Source organism: Brevibacillus sp. NRRL NRS-603 (assembly GCF_003013445.1).
GTDB classification, from domain to species: domain Bacteria; phylum Bacillota; class Bacilli; order Brevibacillales; family Brevibacillaceae; genus Brevibacillus; species Brevibacillus formosus.
Map to the genome: position 1 here is coordinate 136347 of NZ_PXZN01000013.1, position 18314 is coordinate 154660.

Annotated in this window: 17 protein-coding genes; 8 read left to right on the forward strand and 9 right to left on the reverse strand. The window is 47.1% G+C overall.

Annotated features, from left to right (window positions below; all coding sequences use genetic code 11):
* Positions 1 to 11: 11 nt before the first annotated feature.
* The gene (locus tag C7R94_RS12525; protein ID WP_047071141.1) at positions 12 to 1217 is read right to left on the reverse strand and encodes a BMQ_0737 family morphogenetic spore coat protein; all 1206 of its coding nucleotides are present in this window, start codon (positions 1215 to 1217) and stop codon (positions 12 to 14) included.
* Between the two features lie 108 nt (positions 1218 to 1325).
* The gene (locus C7R94_RS12530) at positions 1326 to 2210 is read right to left on the reverse strand and encodes a glycosyltransferase family 2 protein (protein ID WP_047071142.1); all 885 of its coding nucleotides are present in this window, start codon (positions 2208 to 2210) and stop codon (positions 1326 to 1328) included.
* Between the two features lie 137 nt (positions 2211 to 2347).
* On the opposite strand from C7R94_RS12530, the gene C7R94_RS12535 reads away from it, so the two are divergent.
* Complete coding sequence (locus tag C7R94_RS12535; RefSeq protein WP_106781568.1) at positions 2348 to 3718, forward strand: hypothetical protein; 1371 nt, start codon at positions 2348 to 2350, stop codon at positions 3716 to 3718.
* A gap of 55 nt (positions 3719 to 3773) precedes the next feature.
* Here C7R94_RS12535 and C7R94_RS12540 read toward each other — a convergent pair whose 3' ends face one another.
* On the reverse strand, positions 3774 to 4871 hold the full coding sequence (locus C7R94_RS12540) for a peptidoglycan-binding protein (protein ID WP_106781571.1): 1098 nt from the start codon (positions 4869 to 4871) through the stop codon (positions 3774 to 3776).
* 95 nt (positions 4872 to 4966) lie between these two features.
* Between C7R94_RS12540 and C7R94_RS12545 the strand changes: the two genes are divergently transcribed.
* Positions 4967 to 5314 (forward strand): DUF1360 domain-containing protein, encoded by a 348-nt coding sequence (locus tag C7R94_RS12545; RefSeq protein WP_047071147.1) that lies wholly within the window; start codon positions 4967 to 4969, stop codon positions 5312 to 5314.
* Between the two features lie 4 nt (positions 5315 to 5318).
* Here the strand turns inward: C7R94_RS12545 and C7R94_RS12550 are convergent, their stop codons facing one another.
* Complete coding sequence (locus tag C7R94_RS12550) at positions 5319 to 6506, reverse strand: glycosyltransferase family 2 protein (protein WP_106781573.1); 1188 nt, start codon at positions 6504 to 6506, stop codon at positions 5319 to 5321.
* A gap of 122 nt (positions 6507 to 6628) precedes the next feature.
* Positions 6629 to 7477, reverse strand: coding sequence for a DUF1698 domain-containing protein (locus tag C7R94_RS12555; protein WP_106781575.1), 849 nt, complete (start codon positions 7475 to 7477; stop codon positions 6629 to 6631).
* 207 nt (positions 7478 to 7684) lie between these two features.
* On the opposite strand from C7R94_RS12555, the gene C7R94_RS12560 reads away from it, so the two are divergent.
* The 6 genes from C7R94_RS12560 (at position 7685) to C7R94_RS12585 (ending at position 13466) form a co-directional block, all read left to right on the forward strand.
* A complete protein-coding gene (locus C7R94_RS12560) occupies positions 7685 to 8530 on the forward strand; it encodes a hypothetical protein (RefSeq protein ID WP_106781577.1) in 846 nt (281 codons plus the stop codon).
* A gap of 113 nt (positions 8531 to 8643) precedes the next feature.
* The gene (locus C7R94_RS12565) at positions 8644 to 10047 is read left to right on the forward strand and encodes a sugar phosphate nucleotidyltransferase (RefSeq protein ID WP_106781579.1); all 1404 of its coding nucleotides are present in this window, start codon (positions 8644 to 8646) and stop codon (positions 10045 to 10047) included.
* Positions 10040 to 11131, forward strand: coding sequence for a CDP-glucose 4,6-dehydratase (rfbG, locus tag C7R94_RS12570; protein ID WP_106781582.1), 1092 nt, complete (start codon positions 10040 to 10042; stop codon positions 11129 to 11131). The genes C7R94_RS12565 and rfbG overlap by 8 nt, the downstream gene beginning before the upstream one ends.
* Positions 11132 to 11155: 24 nt before the next feature.
* A complete protein-coding gene (gene rfbF, locus C7R94_RS12575; RefSeq protein ID WP_047071157.1) occupies positions 11156 to 11935 on the forward strand; it encodes a glucose-1-phosphate cytidylyltransferase in 780 nt (259 codons plus the stop codon).
* Positions 11936 to 11948: 13 nt separating this feature from the next.
* On the forward strand, positions 11949 to 12542 hold the full coding sequence (locus C7R94_RS12580) for an FkbM family methyltransferase (RefSeq protein WP_047071158.1): 594 nt from the start codon (positions 11949 to 11951) through the stop codon (positions 12540 to 12542).
* A gap of 36 nt (positions 12543 to 12578) precedes the next feature.
* Positions 12579 to 13466 carry an NAD-dependent epimerase/dehydratase family protein gene (locus C7R94_RS12585; protein WP_106781584.1) on the forward strand — a complete coding sequence of 296 codons (888 nt, stop codon included), beginning with the start codon at positions 12579 to 12581 and terminating at the stop codon, positions 13464 to 13466.
* A 51-nt stretch (positions 13467 to 13517) separates the two neighbouring features.
* On the opposite strand, the gene C7R94_RS12590 is transcribed toward C7R94_RS12585, so the two are convergent.
* Genes C7R94_RS12590 through C7R94_RS12605 form a run of 4 tightly spaced genes read right to left on the reverse strand, consistent with a single transcriptional unit; the run spans position 13518 to position 18310 of the window.
* Complete coding sequence (locus tag C7R94_RS12590; RefSeq protein ID WP_106781586.1) at positions 13518 to 14957, reverse strand: FkbM family methyltransferase; 1440 nt, start codon at positions 14955 to 14957, stop codon at positions 13518 to 13520.
* 27 nt (positions 14958 to 14984) lie between these two features.
* A complete protein-coding gene (locus C7R94_RS12595; protein ID WP_106781588.1) occupies positions 14985 to 16091 on the reverse strand; it encodes a glycosyltransferase family 4 protein in 1107 nt (368 codons plus the stop codon).
* Entirely contained in the window at positions 16088 to 17044 is a 957-nt protein-coding gene (locus tag C7R94_RS12600) for a GDP-L-fucose synthase family protein (RefSeq protein WP_106781591.1), read from the reverse strand. The genes C7R94_RS12595 and C7R94_RS12600 overlap by 4 nt, the downstream gene beginning before the upstream one ends.
* Before the next feature lie 30 nt (positions 17045 to 17074).
* Entirely contained in the window at positions 17075 to 18310 is a 1236-nt protein-coding gene (locus C7R94_RS12605) for a glycosyltransferase family 2 protein (RefSeq protein WP_106781592.1), read from the reverse strand.
* Between the last annotated feature and the right edge of the window lie 4 nt (positions 18311 to 18314).

An 18314-nucleotide genomic window follows, 5' to 3' on the forward strand; every position in this document is an offset into this window, starting at 1 on the left:
TTTTGTTTTGCTTACGGAGAAGTGATGACGATATCTCCGAAAGTGATGCAATCGGCAACCAGCAATTGTTCGTCTGGCACAACGGTGACGGTTGCGGAGAAAATGAGGACACCGGCAGAGTTCGTGAGTGTCAGGATGATGACATCAGGCAGGCCGAGACCTGTTTCCGCCAAGGTGAGGGAGTAGGTTACGGTCTCCTGTGCCCCTGTCGCGGTAAATGTCTGAACGCCGGTACCTGTTACGACGAGACCTGTCACGATAGGAAGGATCGGCAAGACGGTAATGCAGGTCGGAGAGCTGATAGTCGTAGGCGAGAAGCTGAAGCTTTGATCGCCAGGGATAACATCTGGCAAAATATTATCAAAGAAGTTAAAGGTAAACGAGCTGCTAGACGGATCGCAGCTTGGGCAGATATCTGCGATGAGCTGAATCGTACCGGCGGCGAGTACGAGTGGGATTCCAATCGAAACGGAGATGTTTGCAACCAATGCGTTGACGGACGCCTGGCAATCGCAGTTGCGTACTGGGAAGATTGGTGGGCATTGTGGCGGGAATGTGATCGGTGGGCAACGGAAAGATGGCGTTGGCGATGGAATTGGAATGTTGTTTGGACGAGGTGCGCAGAATTTCGCCAATACTTCCAGCTTGACTTCTGCTTCTACCTGGATTTCTACGCAGACAATGACGTCGAGTTGAACCATGCCGCCAAGGAGAACGGTACCGGTCGGTGAGCACTCAAAAGCACTGATTCGGCACAAAATATTGTCCTCATCAAGCGGTTCAGGCAGGCAGAGAACGACTTCCTGATCGAATTGCACTGTTGTTGTAAATTCGCAGAGAGGTGTTCCATCTGCGAAGACACGAACGAGTACAGTGGCTCCGAACACGAAGCGTACGACCCCGACCCGAACGGTGGTCCCACCGACTGTAATGTTCTCGCGGCGGATACTGACGACTCTGCAAGTAGGACCAGGAGAAACTGGCTCAACGCAGGAGAGCGTGATATCTTGCCCTGCACGAATGGCAGCGTCTACCAGAGCTTGACAATCGTCGGGAAGGGCAATCTTGTTTCGGTAGCTGTTCGCTAATACTACCCAGTCATACACCTTGTTGACGCGAATGCACTCTTCCTGCAGGTTGTTCGATATAGGAGGAGTTGCTGTAGGCGTCGGTGTAGGGAGCTGGCGACCCATAATGGGCTTCACGTGATGTTTCACCGTAAGAATCCTTCCTTTCCTAGGGAGTTTGCTTTGCAGTTACATACTATGTGGGCAACGGGAGTTTGGCATGTTGAGCATGCGCCTATTTTTTAGGTCGCTATCTTGTCAGAATGGAATTTGGAATTTTTGAAAGAACCAATTGTCGTCGAATTTTCTTTGGGCAGCGTATCGAACACGCTGAGCGGCGGCCCCGCAAGTTAGTACATCATCCTCAATTTCACTCGCATTTGCGTAGAGTACAAGTTTTTTCGCTGCCTCAATCCGATGCTCGTTAAAATGGCTGTACGCCATTCGAAGCATATTGTAATAAATGTGCTCATGTGCAACTGTGTAAGGGTGAACCTGCCTAAACAAATGCAAGATTTTTACGGATGGCTGGACCATACACGTATATCCAAACAGCCACATCTTAATGGAAAACTCAATATCTTCAAATCCCCAAATGCGAAAACCCCGATCAAAACCCCCAACTTTCATAAAAGCTTCTTTGGTGACCAGGAAGCATCCCCCTGGCAATATCGCAACCGGCGCCGGGCCTGTTGGCTTTGGATACCAGGTGATCTCGAGCTTTTGATTCAGATTTTGCCCATAACCAATTTTATGTGGCTCCGTCATGGAAGCAATTCCGGGAGCAACGCCATCTGCTTTTTTTGTCAGAATGAGCTCCATCATGCGATCGATCCAGAAGTTTTCAAAAGACAGATGGGCATCGCAAAAAATGAAGTAGTTGCCGCGGGCATGATTCACACCCAAGTTTCGTGCTGCAGCAGCACCGATGCCTTCTGTCGTGATTAATTTTATTTTTTCATTCTGCCCTTGGCCTTGTAAAAAGTGACAACCATTATCAGTTGAGGCATCATCGACTACGATCACTTCATACGGATACGTGGTTCTTGTATTCAAAAGGGAAGTGATGGTAGAACGCACATTGTCCCCCTCATTTTTTACAGGAATGATAATGGAGATTAGGGGCATTTGTGAGGTGGGCATATGACCACTCCTTTCTGTAGCCATCGTATGCGCAGAGCGCTGCTTCGGAACAGTCATCGCCAAAAATGTTCACTTTGGACACTGGGCATTCATACAATATCGCGGACTGAAGGAAAGTGTCGTAAGGAGAGATGGGAATGGATGTTGAGGTATATTACAGTGGTCAACGTGGCGGGACCATGCCGTATGCGGCTCTGCCAGCGTTCCGTTTATTTTGCAAACAAAATGGCTTTCAATTGAAGTGGGACTCGACGAATAAAAGAGTTGACCTGGATTCGGGTTTGAAAGGAAAAGTTTGCGTTCTTTTTACGGGCCTATCTTCAGGAGGGACTGCCTATGAGTGGGAGGTATTGGGGAACGTTCAAAAATTTCTTTCTGATAGCGGGATGGAAGTTGTCTTAAGCCAAAACAATCCGTCTCTGGCGAAAAATACGGATGTCGCTATACGTTTCAGCTTGAAGGAAATGAGAGCTCTGGAAAAGCCGAGACTGATTTTCTTTCAGTCAGAGGATGAAAAGCGGCAAGATCTGATCAAGTGTTTGCGTACAGAAATGCAGCAGTCAGGAATCCCGTGTCACTATAAAATAACCAAAAACCAAAAGCAACCATCAATCGTTCACATCCAGTTGCAGTTGCCGCTTTATACGGAAGTGACCAAGCGTAAAATCTATGCGGAAAAAATTGCGCTACACTTAGCATCAGGGATTTTGGAGTATTTCCAAAATGGATTGCACATTCAGCCAATGGCGTTTTTGCCACCCAATATTTTAAAGCTGTTTTATTCCACGATGCTTTTTACCTCTGACAAGGAAAGTCAGCAGGAAGCAGACGAAAAGCCATTGGAAGAGGGACAAAACACGATTCAGGAAAGTGATCATCCGAGTGCTGAGGCCAGTGACTCAAACAGAGAAGTAAACAGTGAAGGAAACACTGAATCGGACAGGGAACGGGAAGAGCTGCTGATCTTGGCAGAAGAAGAACTGCTGGAACAGGTAGTGTCCATTCATCCGGTCGAAGAAGTGCCTGAACACGTTGAGTTGCGCACAGCGGCAGAAGTGTATTTTGATTACACGTTGATCCACTCTGAATCCGTTGAGAAGCCGTACCTGTTGATTGGGACACTTCAGGTGAAAAATACGGGGAACGTTGAATTGAAAAATCCAATTGTTTGCCTGCGGGTCTCGCCTGTCGATTCGATCAAAATGGGGGGGCAGGTATTGCCGCCGAAGCTCGTGGAGACGATGGCCGTACAAGGTACATCTGGCTTAAAAGGATGGAGATACTTGGAAGACGATTGGTTTGCCCAAGCGATGGAGAGAGGGGAATACTGGATAGCTCCGATCCAGCCTGTAACCATTGCGCCGGAATCGACGGAATCGTTCCAAAACTTTCAGATTTCTTTTATGAAACAAGAAGCGGGGAAGGGAATCGTCGTCGAGGGTGTCGTGCTGTGCAACGATCAGACGGTACACTTTTCCGCCAATAATCGGATCGCCGTGTCTTTCTAATTTGGAAGAAAAGCCACCATTTCAGTAGAAATGATGGCTTTTCCGTTCCGCGCCTCTATTTTTTCAAGAACATTTGTACGAATGTTTTCCCGTGCGGACCGCCATTTACGACAGCAATGGCTACGTAGTCGTATGTCGGGCTCATAATATTGGCTTTGTGCCCAGAGGAATTCATGAACATTTGATGAGCGCTGCTTACAGAGTAGTTTTGGGCAATATTTTCAGCAGCAGCAATATAGCGAATACCAAAAGTGTCCATCATTTGAAACGGTGAACCGTAAGTAGGAGAGGTGTGGCTAAAGTAGCCTTTGTTTACCATCTCTTGAGCTTTTACACGCGCAACGTTCACCAACTGCATGTCCACTTGATAGGGTGAGAGGCCACGGCTGGTGCGCTCTTGGTTCACGAGTTGAACCATTTCTTTTTCCTCAGCCGTCAAACCAGCGGGAAGAGGAACTTGCGTGTCAGCACCAGGGTTTTGCGGTTGCTCAGGCTTGCTCGGGGTTGCGGGAGTTGTTGGATTTGTTGGGACAGTTGGCTTCGTGTCTGGTTTAGGCTGTACTGGATTGTTCTTGTATTGCGTTTGAATGGCTGTATAAGTTTTGGCATCAGCTTCACCAGTCAACGGCTGTTTGTTACGCGACTGGAATAGCATGACGGCAAAGCGCGTAGATTCATCGTAATAACCCGAGGCAGTTACTTTGTATCCGAGGCCAGCGAGCATCTTTTGCAATTCCTTCACGTTCTCACCGCTAGCACCTAATTTCAGGGTAGCGTAATCATTGGATTCAGCAGGCTTGCTAGGCTTGGACGGTGTGCTCGGCTGCGTCGGCTGCTCTTGCTTGCGTGCTTTGTACACGCTCTTCAGTTTATCGTAAGTTGCTTTGTTCACAATTCCGGTTTGCTTGAGCTTGTATTTTTTCTGGAACGCTTTGACGTTATAAACTGTGTTGCTGTTGTAGACCTTGTCCACTACCAGCTTGTAGTCGTAATGGAGTGCATCGAGCATCTTTTCCACTTCAAGCACGCGCGAGCTTTTCATCCCTTTTTTCAAAGGGGTAAAGGTTGTTTTCGCAAATGCAGGTTGTCCGATCATGGTAACGAGGACGGACAGGGAAAGGATGGTTGCCATTTTCTTCATGTTGCGATTCATCTCATCACGCCTTTCTCTGGTTTGTCGCACCACAATGGTACTAAAAGTGGAACAAATGAGAAAAGCACAAAATATTGGAAAGAGGTGGAGGTGGAATGTTTGACCTCTCTTGGATCGACTTAATCATTCTTGTGCTGGCAAGCTTTCGTCTGACGCATTTGATTGTTTTTGATGAGATCACGTCTTTTCTGCGAAACCCATTTTATCAGGTATTATATGTGCCTGATGAATCGGGGCAAATGGTTCGGGACTTTCAATTTAAAGGCGGGAGGGTGCGCCAATGGATAGGCAGGTTGTTGAGCTGCCATTGGTGCGTGGGAATTTGGGTAGGCGCTTTGATCGTTGCCTTGTATATGTATGTGCCAGCCGCCTATCCTTTGTTGCTCCTGCTTGCCATAGCCGGAGCGGCGGCTGTCATTGAGACGAAGTTATACTCGAGTTGACTAATTAGCTCCTTGCAAATGCTTTGTACACGAGTACTTCATCATGGGAAAGCGGAATGATCTCTTCTGCCATGTAACCTCCCACCATTCTGTGCTGGACTTGAGGTGTGGTCGGAGCGGTGACACTGGACGAAGATATGTCCACTCGATGCATCGTTGCTCTGGGGTCGAGCGGGATTTCAAGGGCGAAGGTGGGTTTCTCGATAGTATAGCTTTTTACGCCTGCCCCATTTACGAGGGCAGTGAGCACAATCGGCTTCGCCAACCTGGCAGTAGAGCCGGGGACTCTTCCTTTTACCAAAAGCATTTGGGCAGGTGCGGAAGGCGCTGATTCAACGATAACGCGCAAGATGGGAGGCGCCCATAAGTCAATACTGCGATTCATGCTTGAGATGCGGGACGTATTGGCGGGGAATGTTTTATACAGTTTTAAAAGGTTTAGTACACCCATGCCTTTGTATTGTGGAACGTACGAAATCCAGTGGCTTGGTATGGAAGCATAATTTTTCGCCAGCGATCTTAATACTTCAGGTACACCGATAGAATGCCATTGTGTAGCTGATTTGCAGGCACCGTGGATTCGTGCGCTTCCCAAATACTGGGCAATGTAGCCAATCGGATAAAATTTGGCGATTCGCATCCAGAGGTCGTAGTCCATGCAAAACTGCAGCGTTTCATCGACGCCCCCCATATGCCTGAAGACGTTGGCTCTGATGAAAGCAGAGGGCTGGCATATACAGCAGCTTTGATACAATTTCTTGGCGTCAGCTGGTTCTGATGGGTAGCTGGAGGATACTTGCCCATACTCATTCGTGACATGGCAATTGCCATGCAGCATTCCCCAACTCGGGTTGGACGCAAAAGCTTGAACAGTTGCTTGGATGGCGCCAGGTACATACATGTCGTCTGAATTCAGCCAGCCAATGATTTCCCCTCTTGCCATTGCAAGGCCCTTGTTAATCGCATGAGACTGTCCGCGATCCGGTTCGGAAATATAACGGAAGCGCGGATCTTTTTGTGCATATTCTTGCAAGATGGAGAGCGTATCGTCAGTCGAGCCTCCATCTACCACGATATGCTCAAGGTTTGTATAGTCCTGAGTCAATATACTATTTATGGTGTCACGAATAAACCGGCCTTGGTTGTAAGAGGGGGTAATGATACTCACGAAAGGTTGCTGTGAGTGGGACACGAGATTCACTCCCATCTTTCCATCATATAAAATGCATGCACTACCATCAGACTATGAACGAATGGAAAATCGGGTACACAAGCATCGTTGATCTTGTGCACCCGATTTCATTTTCCCAAATATTACAGGTAGTCCGGAACGATCCCTGGATTGCGGAATATACGCAGCAATTCCGCGTGACAGTTATTGTCGATCTCACTGCCGGAAATGGCTCTTGCCACGAGGCTGATACGACCTGCATTGTAATTGTTTATTCTGCCGGAGGGGATGGTCCGAATCGATTCAGGTATGACTTCGAACAACGTGCTCTTCAGCATTTCCTGAATGCAAAGGACGGACGGCAGCCACCAAGTGGTATCGTCCTTATAAATCCGGTTCATTTGTCCAGGAGCCCCGTTGTAGACCATGATTGACTGGTTCGTATCCAAAATACAGGCAGTTTCCAACAAGAGGTGCCCACCTGGTTTAATCACACTCCGGCATTGCGACAATGTCCACATCGGATCGCGCAAATGATAGAGCAGACCAAGATGCTGGACGACATCAAATTGATTGTGCCGAATTTGATGAGGGAAAGGCAGTGGTTCTGTAAAATCGTCCATCAACAACACTTGCAGCCCTTCCCATAGTTTATAAGGGCTGGTATTGTACAGCGGCAAAACTTTGCTTTGCAGGATGTTCTTGCAAAACTCAAAATTCAAATAGAGCGGCTGCATACAGTCCGTAGCCACGACAAGACTTGCCCCTCGTTGCTCCGCTTCAAACGCCCACATACCGTCAAAGCTAGCGAGATCAAGGACGCGTTTCCCCGAATATTGGATATATTCTCTGGATTGTCGGGTCATATTCCATACATTTTCCAGAAGCGAAATCCCAGGAGTGACGATACCGGGTCGCAGTGCGATTTTATGGTACCATCGCCGTTTGTTGATCTCATCGAGGATTTCCTGATCTGTCCAAAATCTTCCCATCGACATGTCCCCCTTCATTTCAGAGTGCTTGCCCTATACGATATGTTCGGATCGAGCTGGGGGGAATGATATAAATGCATTAATTTTGTCCCAACCAGATGTAGAGTTGCTTGGCAACAAGCAGGTTTTCGGAAAAAAGGCATATGCCCGTTTCTCGTTGTCTTTCACTTACATAAAGTATGGGGAGAAAAAGGAGGCGGAAAGAGTATGCCCTTGCCTATTGTGATCATCCATCGCGGGGACGATGATTATCTCTCATACAGCTTGCAGCAAGCGAAAATAAGCAACCCAAATACGCCCGTCTATCTGATAGGGAATGGAGGAAACAGGAGGTACGCTACGAACGGCATCATTTACGAGATGATAGATGATTACATGCATGCCGCTATCGAAATGACGAGAGTCTACAAACATATTCATTTCATGCCCTTTGAGTACAATCTGTTTTGTTTTCAAAGATGGTTTATTTTGCTGGCGTTTATGACAAAGCATCAAATTCCGAAATGCTGCTATATCGATACGGATGTCATGCTGTATACCGACGTGAACCATCCGCGCTTTAACAACTTTACGATGGAATTCGTATGGACCAATTTCGTAGACAGGCAGAAGCTCGAACATTATTGCGAGTTTATGAGGTCTCACTTTGCCACTCCTATTGCATTCGCGAAAGTCGTCCAATACACGATGCAGAAAAAGGAACATGTAAGATTCAATCAGCCTTTAATTACAGATATGGTGCTGGCTTTGCTATTTCTTGAGCAATTCAAGGATTACCGATTCACGAATGGCTTGTTTCATGATGGCATAATGGATGGGAATATTCAGCAGGCTACATCGGTGGAGAATTTGTACGGCTATAAGAAAATTTACTCGATAAACGGTATCTTGTGCTGCAAGGATAATGCAACGGGCCGATATATGCCGATGTTTTCTCTGCATTTTCAAGGATACATGAAGCACTTTATGAGATTTTTCACGGCTCCTTATCTCCCACAAGCAGGTTCATACGTTTTCGATTATATTTCCAATCGGTGGGTTCAGTTTTCATAGGCTTCTATCATTCCTCGTGTTATTTGACCATTTTCATTGGATCATAGAGCATCCACTTCGACAAACGCATAAGATGGTGCATACAACACTATAAACGGATAGAGGTGGCCTGGGTGAAACTGATATTGCTATCGGGTGGTTCAGGGAAAAGGCTGTGGCCGCTCTCCAATGATGTCAGATCCAAACAGTTCTTGAAGTTGATAGGCAATGAACATGCCCAACCAGAAGCAATGGTTCAACGAGTGTGGAGGCAGCTGACCTCGAGCAATTGGTCGGAGCCTGTTTATATTTCAACAGGCCGCTCGCATGTTGATTTGCTTCAAAGCCAGCTCGGTGAGGGCGTTCCCTTGATCGTGGAGCCGGAAAAAAGGGATACCTTCCCTGCCATTGCTTTAGCGGTTACCTATCTGTATTCTGCTTTGACAATGGACCCGGATGAGGTCATAGCCATCATGCCCGTTGATCCATTCGTTGAGGATCGCTTCATGGACAGGATCAAGGAGCTGGAGAACGTCATTCTCAGCTCAGGCGCGAATCTCGCATTAATCGGAGTGAAACCTACGTATCCATCTACGAAATACGGTTACATTGTTCCACAGCTAGAATCAGAATTGGATCAGGGGAAAAGGTCTCAAGCCTACCAAAAAGTAAAAAGCTTCAAAGAAAAGCCGTCACTTGAGCAAGCGCAGGATTTAGTAGAAAAGAAGGCATTGTGGAATTGTGGAATTTTTGCTTTTCGATTGGGTTATCTGATTCGTGAATTGGAGCAAAAAGGATTGCCTATTGAATACAACCGCATGCTTGAGCAATACAGCCAAATGCCTGCCATCAGCTTTGACTACGAGATTGTAGAAAAGGCAGAGAAGGTAGTCGTTCTACCGTATGACGGAGACTGGAAGGACTTAGGTACGTGGAATACGCTCACGGAAGAAATGAGCGGAAATGCAATCGGTAAGGTTTTTCTAGATGAGAGTTGCACCAATACCCACGTTATCAACGAATTGGACATACCTATCGTGTCCATTGGTCTATCGGATATGATCGTGGCGGCTAGTCCGGATGGCATCCTCGTTTCTTCCAAGGAACAAAGTCATATGGTCAAAAATTTGGCTTTGGATTGGACAAAGCGCCCAATGTATGAAGAGCGGCGCTGGGGATGGTATCAGGTTATGCATTTTCAGAAGAACGAAGACAACGTGGAAGTATTAACGAAAAGAATCCATGTATACGCCGGGAAAAATTTGAGCTATCAGTACCATCACCATCGTAGCGAAGTATGGATCATCGTGGAGGGCTGCGGCGAGTTCATCTTGGACGATCAGCTGAGTCAGGTTGGACCAGGGGACGTCTTGCAAATTCCGATAGGGGCCAAACATGCAATCAAAGCAACGAATGAGCTGGAATTCATCGAGGTACAGATGGGAAGTCAGCTGGTGGAAGAAGATATCGTTAGACTCGGAATGACATGGTCAGCAATTCTCGAGCAGATTAGGAAGCACGGTGATCACGATGGTTGATCCAGTGTTCTGGCGAGACAAAAAAGTGTTGATCACCGGCCATACGGGCTTCAAAGGGGCATGGCTATGCTTATGGCTGCATCACTTAGGGGCGAAGGTAACAGGGTATGCGCTGTCGCCGCCGACGAATCCGAGTATTTTTGAGTGTGCCCAAATCAGCTCATTGGTTGATTCGATTATCGATGATGTCAGATCGAAGGAAAGTGTTCAAAAAGCGATCAACCAAGCAAACCCGGATATCATCATTCACATGGCTGCTCAGCCGCTGGTGCGTTTATCGTATCAATATCCGGCGGAAACTTACGAAATCAATGTCATGGGTACGGTGAATGTACTCGAAGCGGCGAGAGTGGCCGTGCAAAACGGTATGAAAATCAGAGCGATTATTAATGTTACGACAGATAAGGTCTACGAAAATCGGGAGTGGGTGTGGGGATACCGTGAGCAGGATGTGTTGGGCGGCTATGACCCGTATTCCAACAGCAAAGCATGTTCGGAGCAAGTGACTTCCTCCTATCGCAATGCTTTTTTTCACCCCGACCAGTATCACCAGCATGGCGTATCGATTGCTTCAGCCCGAGCAGGCAATGTGATCGGCGGAGGTGATTGGGCTCTTGATCGTTTAATACCAGATTGCCTGAGTGCTTTGATTAAGGGAGAGAAGATCATCATCCGAAATCCAAAAGCAATTCGACCTTGGCAGCACGTCCTTGAGCCATTGAAGGGTTATTTGATGCTCGCTGAAAAAATGTGGAGAAATGGCAAGGATTACGCGCAGAGCTGGAATTTTGGCCCGAATGATGAAGACGCAAAATCGGTAGAGTGGATCGTCCAGCAATTGTGTGAGAGATGGGGAGCCGGGGCCAGTTTTGAAGCAGAGCGAACAGATTCACAATGGCACGAAGCCCAATATTTAAAGCTGGACTGTACCAAAGCCAGAAGCGAAATAGACTGGAAGCCTAACTGGTCAATCGAACAGACCTTGGACAGTATCATTTCTTGGCATAAGGCCTATCAGCAGAAGCAAGACGTGAGAAAAATCTGTTTGGCCCAAATCAGAGCATATACAGATGGGCCCCGATGAACAACAGAGGAAGGAGGGCAGCTAATGAAAGTCGTCATCCTAGCAGGAGGGTATGGCACACGCATTGGAGAAGAGACGCATCTTCGTCCGAAGCCGCTCATTGAGATCGGTGATTGGCCCATCATTTGTCATATCATGTCCGTTTATTCAAAGTACGGCTTCCACGATTTCATCATTTGTCTCGGGTACAAAGGCTATATGATCAAGGAGTACTTCGCGCACTACTTCCTTCACCATTCTGATGTGACGTTTGATTTTCGCAATGACAATCAGGTCACTTTTCACAACCACAATGCTGCTCCATGGCGAGTCACATTGATTGACACGGGGAAAGACACAGGGACAGGTGGGAGGGTGAGACGGATACAGAAATATGTGGGAGAAGAAACCTTCATGCTGACGTATGGAGATGGCTTATCCGACATTGATATTGAACAGCTGGTAAAATTTCATCGCGCGCATAAAAAACTCGCAACGATCACTACTACCCAACCTCCAGGCCGATTCGGAGCATTGGATCTTGCCAATGGGAACACCGTAACAGGATTCCAAGAAAAGCCAAAGGGGGACGGCGGGTGGATCAATGCTGGTTTTTTTGTCATGGAGCCAGGCGTATTTGACTATATTGCGGGTGATGAGACGGTATTGGAAAAAGAGCCGCTGGAGAGCTTGGCCAAAGCGAATCAACTGATGGCCTTCAAGCATACCGGTTTTTGGCATCCAATGGATACGCTCAGAGATAAAAACTACTTGGAAGAACTGTGGAAATCCGGAAAAGCAGCATGGGCAACCAGCCGAACATAAGGAGGAAGCAGGAGTGGGCGGATTAAACGAAAACAGTGAAGAAGTTTTTTCTCCGATTGGCTACGGTGACATCACGATCGATTGTGGGGCAAATTACGGGGTCATTTCTCAAAAAATGGCGGATAAAGGTGCCCTCGTCTTTGCGTTTGAACCGAATCCATTTGTATTTGAGGAATTGAAAAAAAGGGTAGGATCTTATCCCAATGTCGTATGTATAAACAAAGCGGTTTGGCATAAAAACGACAAGCTGCGCTTGCATTTGCATGATCTTTACCATACGGATCCGGCAGGGTCTGCTTATGCCTCTTCCCTTTTGAATAATCATCCTGTTACGAATCCCAATAAGTATGTAGAGGTAGAGGTCATTGATTTGACACAGTTCATCCAAATGCTCAATCGCCCCATCAAATTAATCAAAATCGATATTGAGGGGGCAGAATTTGAACTGCTAGAAAAGATTGTAGAACAAAATTTACACCTGCAAATAGAAAAAATCGTCGTAGAAAATCATGAATGGCTCATCGAAGGCTTGAAAGCGAAGGCTGATCACTTTCGGGGGGTCATGCAAGAAAAACAAATTCACAACATCGACTTGAACTGGATATAAGAAGAGAGCCAAGCAGGTGAAGGGGAGCGATCCCAAATGAAGATACTTGTGACCGGCGCGACAGGTTTTCTCGGAAGCCAGCTCGTAAAAGCGCTGCGACTGGACGGACATATCGTCATCATTTTGAAAAGGAGCACCTCTGATTGCTCGCGTATCCAAGACGTTTTACCTGAATTGATTTCGTATGATACGGATCGCGGGGAATGGGAAGCTCCTTTTTTCGAGCAGGGGAGAATGGATGTGATCATCCATACGGCTACCTGCTATGGACGCAACAACGAGAGCAATGCCATGCTGGTAGATGCCAATGTAACCTTTCCGTTGAAACTGCTGGATGTGGCCATACGCTTTGGCACCCCTGTTTTTCTGAATACGGATACGTTTTCCAGTGCACCCGTCCGATTATCCAGACATCTACAGCCATACAATCTGTCGAAGCGTCAGTTTAGAGAATGGGGAAAAAGCATGGCAGATACGTCTTCTCTGCAATTCATCAACGTCAGGCTTGAGCATATGTATGGTCCCTATGACAATCCGAATAAATTTGTCTCTTCTGTCATCAAAAGCTGTCTCGAAAATCAGCCTGAACTAAGGCTTACTGAAGGAAAGCAAGCAAGGGATTTTATTTATGTGGATGATGTTGTTTCTGCCTTCCGTGTACTGTTGGAGAATGCTCCCTGTCTACCTGCAGGATATGCGGAATACCAGGTAGGGACAAGCAAAGCTACCTCGATTCGAGAGTTTGTAGAACTGGTTCGTCAAATGACCCAATCAAGTACGGTCCTGAAGTTCGGATCGATTGCTTATCATGACCTGGAAATCATGCATTCACAAGCAGATATTCGGCCGCTGCAAGCACTCGGGTGGAATCCTCAGGTGGAGCTGGAGGATGGGTTGAGAAAGGTCATGAGCGTTTTTAAATAGCAGCGCAACAAAAAACATGGCGAGCCTGCAGCCATGTTTTTTCGTGTTCGCTTAATCGAGGAAAGTCTTGTTCGTGCAGAACAGATCAGCGTGGTAAGGTTTCATTTCGTCTAGTAAATGATTGTAGTTCTTCACTTTTACCACTGTATTGTCCCGCTTGAAAATATAAATATGGGTAAACAATTTCTCCAGCAGTGTATAGAGCACGAGTGGATGCCTGCCGAAATTTTCCTTAATGCTTTCTGGGTTGAATTCAATGATCACATCCGGGTCCCATTGCCTCAGCGTTCGCAGGGCGCTTTCCAGGACCACGACTTCCGAACCTTCTACGTCGATTTTAATGAGGTCGATGCGCGAGATCATATTCTGTTCTACCCAGTCATCCAGCCTGACACATGAGATAAATTGAGTGGATTTCTCTACGGCTTCTGGCTCGTGCGGGATGTAAGACCAGCCGCCTCCACGCGGGTCGTCATTAAAATGGATGTTCCCGTTCCGGTCCGCTATCCCGAGCTGAAGTGGCTCGACATTGGTGATGCGATTCTCGGACAGGTTTCGCAGGAGATAAGGATAATTGGCATCCGACGGCTCGAAAGCGTAAACCTTGCCTTGTGGCACGAGATAGCTCAGGGCGAGTGAGATCGCACCGATGTTCGCACCGATATCTAGGCAAACATAGTCAGGTTGTACGATTTTTTTCAGCGGAAGAATAACATAGTCTTCGTAATGTCCTTTGAAGTAGTCAATATAGTACAGGACGCTTTGATCGGAGTCGTCCCCATAGACGGTAAAGGTTTGATCGTCAAACGGGAGGTGAAAGTCAACTTTCTTCATGAAATTCGTTGCTCCTTCAAGTGGATTGTAGATCATGATGATGTCATTCCCTATGACGAATAAGAGGTCAGGACGAAGAGAATGAACGAATTCTTGTAGTTCCTGGATGGTAGGATAATCCTTCAACAATGGGTTGGGGCCAATAAAGCAACGAGCATCATCAATCAAAATGACGTGATTTTGCACAGAATGCTGCAGGATAGCAGTCAGCTCCTGCAGGATTGGGGTGTCCAGGCTTCCTTTGGCTGCCTCAGTTGAGCGGGGGATGTAATGACCGTCCAGCCAAAACAGGCAAGGTGTTGTGACAGAGTGCATCAGATTGGCCAGTATTGTTCCACTGTCGCCGTGGAGGATATGGATATGGCTGTCACGTGAAAACTTCTGTTTTGCCGCTATAAACAAAGCTTCATCCAGCTCGATGGAAACGAGCAAGTCGAAATGGTTTTTCATTGCCTCCAGCATTTCGCCTTTAAACGTACCTGTCTCGATCAAGGTGCGTATGCCCATCGTTTTTGCTATATGCTTGATCTTTGACTTTTTCAAATCGTTTGTCGGGGCTTCCAACAGCCAAAAATCCCAAGTCTCTTGTTCGGTTAACGGAAACGGGATTCGGCGCTCCTTCCTCCACGTCTCCCGAATTTGCTGCATGCGTGACATACAAAGATGACCTCCTTTCAGAAGACATTAGCGTGCGACGGAAGAAAAGACAGCCAATGTTTCGCGTGCGCATTTCTCCCACGAAAAGTGCTTTGCTTGTTGGATGCCTTTGGCAACCAGGTCTGCTCTTGCCTCAGGTGTCAAATAGAGATGGGCGAGCTTCACCGCGATATCATCGGAAATATTCGGGTCGAAGGTGAGAGCGGCGTCACCTACCACCTCAGGAATGCTCCCTGCATTGGAGCAAACAATGGGAATGTTGGACTTCATAGCCTCTACCAGCGGAATGCCAAAGCCCTCGAAAAGGGAAGGAAAGCAAAGGAACAGGGCATTCCGATACAAGTAAGGCATTTCTTCCTGTGGTACATAATGGAGCCACTTGATTTGGTTCCACAGCTGGTTATTCGTGATGTAATTCATAACGTTTTGATGTGCCTCTTGAGCAAAACCTGTGAAAACCATGGGAATTCGTATATTGTGTTTATCCCGCAAAGTGACGAGTGCTTTGAATACATTCAGGTGATTTTTATGATGCCATGTATTCGCGGGGAAAAAGCCGTATCCACTGGGCAGGTTATACTTTTGCAGGACCTGTTGGTTGAGTGCCTCGTTATGCGGCAAGGAAAATTCCCGCGATGCATCCAGGTGGATCGCATGTACTTTATGCGGAGGAAGCCCGAATTTTTGGAGGATCGTTTGTTTGGAAAACTCCGAGAGAGTCAGTACGGCACTGCAACGCTGTGCAGACGATTTGTAGTTGTCCAGCCGCCAGCGCAAGGAGTGAGCATCGAAAAACTCCGGATAATACTCGTGCTGGATATCAGGAATGTTGATGACAGATGGAATTGTGACATCGGCTGGATTCAATACAAGCAGCGGACAAAACCACAGATTCAACTGCAGGGAGCTGATCCAGTAATGAAGCATTGCGTGTGCATTGCCGCGGTCGGGCACCATGAATTTGCGAACATTTTTTTGCGCGGCAAAGGTATGGAAATTGTGTGACGATAAAAAAAGAAACCACTGATGGCCGTCTCCTGCATTCATCGAGTAGGCCAGCAAGTTCCTGACGTACTGTTCCATCCCGCCGATTTTGCCAGGAATCACTGACATCAGGTTTATTCCGACTCTCATGTAGGGATCCTCCCTTGCACGTGAGGATGTGCCATATACCAAGCGATCGTTCTCTCCAAGCCAGCCAGCAAGGATGTTTGTGCCTCGAAGCCAAACAGCTCTTTTGCCCTGGTCACATCCAATAGGCGGCGCGGTTGCCCGTCAGGCTTCGTTTCGTCCCATTCAATTTCACCATGAAAGCCGCTTAGCTGCCTGATAAGTTCGGCTAAATTTTTTATGGAAATTTCGTGACCAGAACCGATATTGACCGGTTCAGATTGATCATAGTTCATGGTCGCAGCAATAATTGCCTGTGCGGCATCCTCGACATAAATGAACTCGCGCGTGACGCTGCCTGTTCCCCAGAGCACGATCTTCTTCTTGTTATTGCGAATAGCGTCCACACATTTTCGAATGATAGCAGGGATGACGTGAGAGGTTTCCAAATCGAAGTTGTCACCGGGACCGTACAAATTGACTGGAAGCAAATAAATGGAATTGAACCCGTATTGCTCACGGTAAGCTTGCGACTGGACTAACATCATTTTTTTAGCTAAGCCATACGGAGCATTCGTTTCTTCAGGGTAGCCATTCCATATATCTTCTTCACGAAATGGGACGGGTGCATGCTTGGGATAGGAGCAAATAGTTCCGATGGCGACAAATTTTTCGACGCCAAACAAGCGGGATTGCTCCATGAGCTGAGTGCCCATCATTAAATTATCGTAAAAGTATTTTCCAGGATTTTTTTGATTCGCACCAATCCCGCCGACGACGGCAGCCAAGTGAAGAAGGATATCAGGCCGGAAATCTTGCAACATCTTGTTCACATCATGTTCTTTGCGAAGATCGTATTCATGGCTTCTGGGGATGAAGATGTCCGTACAGTCCAGCTTGCGCAATTGATGAACGACGTGGCTTCCTAGAAATCCTGCTCCACCAGTCACCACTATCCGTTTTTTCGCCAGATTCAAATTGTGTCAACCTGCCTTTCTCGTCCGCATTCAAATTCGAGGGGATGGGACTCTGCGATTTACCCATTTTTCGATATGGGCCTTGCCTTTGGAAAATTCCTGATAAAATTGGTATTCTTCATACGAAAGAGGAAGGATATCCTCCAGATGGTAACTGACAGATCTCTTGACTCCCGGACTACCAGGATGGTCTTGAAGAACTTGCTGGCTGCAAAAAATACTTATTTCACATTGCTGGCCCTCTGAAGTAATGGGAATCACGACTTGAAAACGAGTTTGGGTAACTTGGAACTTGTATACGAGTCTCCCATTCCTCATGACATGGAAGTGCAGCAAAGGGGCAGTATTATGGTTGCTTCCCTTGAGAAGCAGAGCGTGCATCGGTCCATGTCTGGCTTCGATGGTCATTCGCAGGTTTTGGGGAGCCCATGCGTCCGAGTAGCGGTTGGATCTAATGATTTGGGGAGAAGGTCCGAATGCATGATAAGCTTTCAGCTTGTGGAGAAACCAAAATGCTCCTTGATTGTAATGCTTCTGCGTATAGTGATGGAGCCATTCATTCGAGATGGTGCCGTGATGCTTCACGCTTGTCTTCAGAATTTCGGAAAAGCCTGGCTCCAATTCATAGACAAACGTTTTGCATGCATCGTACAAGCGGGAATTGGCCAAGAATTCTGGTATCGTTCCAATCGGATAATGCAGAGAAATCCGGTTCCAGAGATCGTAATCCATGCACCAATCGTGCTCCTCATTTACACCGCCCACTGCTTCAAAGGCATGCTTGCGCAGGAAAGCAGCAGGTTGGCAAATGAGGTTGAGATGAAACAATTTTTTTCTGTCAAACTCCATCCAAATGTACGGATACTTTACTTTGTCATTCTCATCAATGTGGAGCCCTTTTCCGTAAACCACGCCCCAATCCGGATGCTGCTGCAAGGCTGCCACGGCCTTGCGAATGGCACCGGGAAAATACGTATCATCTGAATTGAGCCAACCGATAATCTCGCCACGTGCCATTTGCAATCCTTTATTGATGGCATGGGATTGGCCGCGATCAGGCTCGGAAACGAAGCGGAAGCGGTCCCCCAGATGGCTGTATTGCTGCAAAATACTCTGTGTACCGTCAGTTGAAGCACCATCGACTACAATATGCTCAATATGGGGATAGTCTTGTGTCAGTACACTATCGATCGTTCGTTTGATAAATTTTGCCTGATTGTACGAAGGGGTGATGACACTTACGAGAGGAAGGGATTGCATGGACATAAAA

Excerpts from the sequence above, each read along its gene's own strand:
- C7R94_RS12530 (WP_047071142.1), bottom strand. The coding sequence starts at position 2,210 with ATGCCCACCTCACAAATGCCCCTAATCTCCATTATCATTCCTGTAAAA.
- C7R94_RS12535 (WP_106781568.1), top strand. The coding sequence starts at position 2,348 with ATGGATGTTGAGGTATATTACAGTGGTCAACGTGGCGGGACCATGCCG.
- C7R94_RS12540 (WP_106781571.1), bottom strand. The coding sequence starts at position 4,871 with ATGAATCGCAACATGAAGAAAATGGCAACCATCCTTTCCCTGTCCGTC.
- C7R94_RS12545 (WP_047071147.1), top strand. The coding sequence starts at position 4,967 with ATGTTTGACCTCTCTTGGATCGACTTAATCATTCTTGTGCTGGCAAGC.
- C7R94_RS12555 (WP_106781575.1), bottom strand. The coding sequence starts at position 7,477 with ATGGGAAGATTTTGGACAGATCAGGAAATCCTCGATGAGATCAACAAA.
- C7R94_RS12560 (WP_106781577.1), top strand. The coding sequence starts at position 7,685 with ATGCCCTTGCCTATTGTGATCATCCATCGCGGGGACGATGATTATCTC.
- rfbG (WP_106781582.1), top strand. The coding sequence starts at position 10,040 with ATGGTTGATCCAGTGTTCTGGCGAGACAAAAAAGTGTTGATCACCGGC.
- rfbF (WP_047071157.1), top strand. The coding sequence starts at position 11,156 with ATGAAAGTCGTCATCCTAGCAGGAGGGTATGGCACACGCATTGGAGAA.
- C7R94_RS12585 (WP_106781584.1), top strand. The coding sequence starts at position 12,579 with ATGAAGATACTTGTGACCGGCGCGACAGGTTTTCTCGGAAGCCAGCTC.
- C7R94_RS12590 (WP_106781586.1), bottom strand. The coding sequence starts at position 14,957 with ATGTCACGCATGCAGCAAATTCGGGAGACGTGGAGGAAGGAGCGCCGA.
- C7R94_RS12595 (WP_106781588.1), bottom strand. The coding sequence starts at position 16,091 with ATGAGAGTCGGAATAAACCTGATGTCAGTGATTCCTGGCAAAATCGGC.
- C7R94_RS12605 (WP_106781592.1), bottom strand. The coding sequence starts at position 18,310 with ATGTCCATGCAATCCCTTCCTCTCGTAAGTGTCATCACCCCTTCGTAC.